This window comes from Desulfobacterium sp. N47, assembly GCF_051233685.1.
Lineage (GTDB): Bacteria > Desulfobacterota > Desulfobacteria > Desulfobacterales > RPRI01 > RPRI01.
The window spans coordinates 1-3,332 of sequence record NZ_JBAMMY010000216.1 but is presented as its reverse complement, the minus strand read 5'-3'; the positions used below and the strand labels follow the sequence as shown (position 1 = coordinate 3,332).

3 protein-coding genes are annotated in these 3,332 nt (G+C 37.3%); all 3 read left to right on the top strand.

Features of this window, described 5'->3' with window-relative positions:
• Nucleotides 1–1,378 precede the first annotated feature (1,378 nt).
• The 3 genes from VXK47_RS14095 (at nucleotide 1,379) to VXK47_RS14085 (ending at nucleotide 3,193) form a co-directional block, all read left to right on the top strand.
• Entirely contained in the window at nucleotides 1,379–1,735 is a 357-nt protein-coding gene (locus tag VXK47_RS14095; protein WP_435549425.1) for a helix-turn-helix domain-containing protein, read from the top strand.
• A 3-nt stretch (nucleotides 1,736–1,738) separates the two neighbouring features.
• The gene (locus VXK47_RS14090; protein ID WP_435549424.1) at nucleotides 1,739–2,677 is read left to right on the top strand and encodes a hypothetical protein; all 939 of its coding nucleotides are present in this window, start codon (nucleotides 1,739–1,741) and stop codon (nucleotides 2,675–2,677) included.
• Between the two features lie 144 nt (nucleotides 2,678–2,821).
• Entirely contained in the window at nucleotides 2,822–3,193 is a 372-nt protein-coding gene (locus tag VXK47_RS14085) for a hypothetical protein (RefSeq protein WP_435549423.1), read from the top strand.
• The last annotated feature ends 139 nt before the right edge of the window (nucleotides 3,194–3,332 follow it).

Genomic DNA, 3,332 nt, shown 5'->3' with positions numbered 1-3,332 from the left:
TTTGCTGTCTTTTACCGCTATCCCCTCCAAAACATCTTTGATATGCAATGCGTTGAAAGGATATTTCGCCGACGTTAACACTTAAATCGACACGGTGGTCGCCTTGCGGCAAATCTTGACCGACTTATTAAATCTCCTCAGCAATAAGAAAAAAAGATGATGGATTTCAGGACCGGGCTTTTCTTTTCGGTCATGAATTAGTCAAAGATAATGTCCTGATGAGGACGATATCATATGAGAAGAACAAAAGGTGCCTGTCTACGACAGCGTCGTCGCAAATGCTTGCCTGATATTGGTTCGTGAAAAAAGTCTCTTGAACTTGAAGCGACTTTCTTTCCATCCGTAATAAACGGTTTCCAAAGAATCCGGTAACATTTGTTTGTAGGTGAAGAGTACGATTTCGCCGGTTTGGCGATGTCAAAAAAGCTTGATGCGGTTTTTTTATTGAATCCTTCCTCAACTCAGCAGTTCTATTATTTTCATTAAAAAATAGTAGATTTCAAACGCAGGTTAGAAAAACCTATACCGTGTAACCATGCTGGATGGGAATATGAGCTGGCCAGCAAGAAAATCTATCACACAGAGGCTTGTGTTTCGAGCATTGTGACATAATACACATGTGGGCAGAAAATCATATTTGCGGTACAAATCAAAATATATTCATATATATTTGGGTATATATTAAATAAGTTAGTACGTACTATAATACGTCTAAAAACAAGAAAAAATCATGAACTGGATACCAATCGGTTCCCTTTTATTTGGTTGTGTTGCGTTGTCGAGTGGTAAATCCTGCGGTGTGTTGAGTGTGATTTGCATACCTATATTCTATATATTTTCAGTTGGTTATTTCTTCAAAGCTCAGTCGGAAATCAATTAGAATCATCAAGATTCACGCTGGGGGTTAGAAAAAAGTTCGATAAAAGCATAAAAATGCTTGACAAATCAAGCAGTGATAATTATAGTTAATACCTGAAAGGACAAGCACCGCTAAGCGGTTTGTCCAAAACTAAAGCCGAAGTGCAATTCGGCTTTAGCTGTTGCCTTAGGCTTATCCAGTAGCAGGCCAAAGGATTTTGCCAAGTTGTGTGCTGGCAATCGATCTTGATTTTAAAATAACACAACTTTGCCCCCTTGGCAACAGGAAATTCGCTACTGGAGAAAGGAAGGATTATTGATTGGAAAAAGATAGTGAATATATATACACTAAATACATTACTACAAAAAGTGGGAAAAAAATATATGCCTATCAGTATGGGCTTAAAGCTTTCCGCATAAAAATCAAAAGTAAGAAAAATTAATTTTTCTTAGCCAAGTTCTTTGGGTGGTGCCAGCCCACCCATTTCTTGGTAACAATAAAAAAAAGGAGGGGTGATGCATGGAAACCAAAGGACTCCCGGAGGTATTAAAAGAATTAAGGACAGCAAAAGACTTGTCATTGCGCCAAGTTGAAAAAAAAACCGGAGTCTCAAACGCTTATCTTAGCCAACTTGAAAATGGAAAAATTAAAGAACCATCCCCGCATATTTTACATAAACTTGCCGAAGTTTATGATACATCATATAATAATTTGATGAAATTAGCGGGATACATACACAAAATTGAAGGAGAAAACGTCAGTAAAAAAATTATGTCAGATGTCGCATTCAAAGCGATGACTGAATTAAACGACGATGAAAAAGAAGCAGTTCTTGAATATATTGAATTTATAAGGAATAAACGGAAAAAGAAATAATATATGGCTGTTTTGAGTATAAACAATACCGAACTTGATTCTGCGGAAGATATAGCGAAATACGCAAGACAGTTATTGCGTGCTGCGGACGTGGGGGACAGACTCCCCACTCCGCAGGAAGATATTTTGAATTGTGCAAAGCTTGTTTTAAGTGGTGGTATTGACATTGATGATTATAAGGAATCTTTTTGGGGAATGGCCAGTAGCTCGTTAATATCAGGTCTTGAGAAAATTCTTGGCATCTTGGACGTTCGGGAAAAAACAATAATAATCAGCCCTGATGTTACTGAATCAAAAAAACCATTTATCACTTTCCATGAAGTGAGCCATGACATGCTTCCTTGGCAGGTCGAAACATATAAGTACTTTGAAGACAATTATGAAACTCTGCGGCCTGACATTGCCAGACAGTTCGAAAAAGAGGCGAATTATGGCAGTGTTCAACTTCTTTTTCAATGTGACCGATTCGAAAAAGAAGCCAGAGAATTTGATCTCTCACTACGAACCGGCATAAAACTAAAACAAGATTACGGGGCATCGTTTCATTCCACTTTCTGGAATTATGTTGCGACACACTCAAAATCATGTGCACTTTTTGTTATGCAACAGTGCAAATATAGTGAATTATACAAAGGAAACATGGAACAACCTTATGAACTTCTTTACCCTGTTGCCTCAAAAAAATTTATAAACGAATTTAATGGGACGTGTATAGATAATAAGTATTATAGTGATCATCCGTTTACCCAGATAATGAATAAGCCAATTGTAGGTGTTGCCGATATTTACGACGGGGAAATATTATTGAAAAATAAGAATGGGGAAAGAGTTGATGCCAATTTTGAAGCGTGGACAAATTCTTATAATTTGTTTGTGTTGATATGGAAAAAATCAAGATTCTATTTGTACCGAAAGCGTATTGTATTCGATTCTGAAACTTGAGGAATCTATTCATAAAAATTAGCAGATACCATCATTTTCTAAACATTTATATTTTATATTAACTTGATGTGTATAGTAATAAGTTTGGCGCGTCATACAAGATTTTACCAGCTTTATTTTACTTAAAAACTTATAGAGGATGAAATGATTATAACCGGTAAGAGGAAGCTAAAACTCGACAAATATCTCTCACGCCTTCCCAAAGGTACAACAGTAATTCCAGGATTTCGATTTACTGATAATTCAAAAAATATTCTGCTCAAAATTGGCTTTTCTGATTCGTTTAGTGAAGGTGAAACAATACTGCCACCATCAAAGTTTGGTCCTATATGCTTATTTAATGCCGAAGGTAAGGAAATTATCCATAAAGACAAACCAATGGAAACTGCATATAGACAGATAGAATGGACTTGGAAACAATGGTCAGGTCGATATGATACTGAGACTATGTCTAAACTAGTTGATGTGCCATACAAGAGGTATCCAAGATCCTTTATTCCTCCCCCGAGCATCTGACCCTTACCCATAAGTCTGTTTAGCACGATTGGATTGGGCATATGCCATGAGAACTCTCCACATGCCGGCGAGATCGTCCACTCGTTGCAAACCGAGCCAGAGGCTTTTGGTTCCCGGATCGCCGTCACTTTTTCGACCG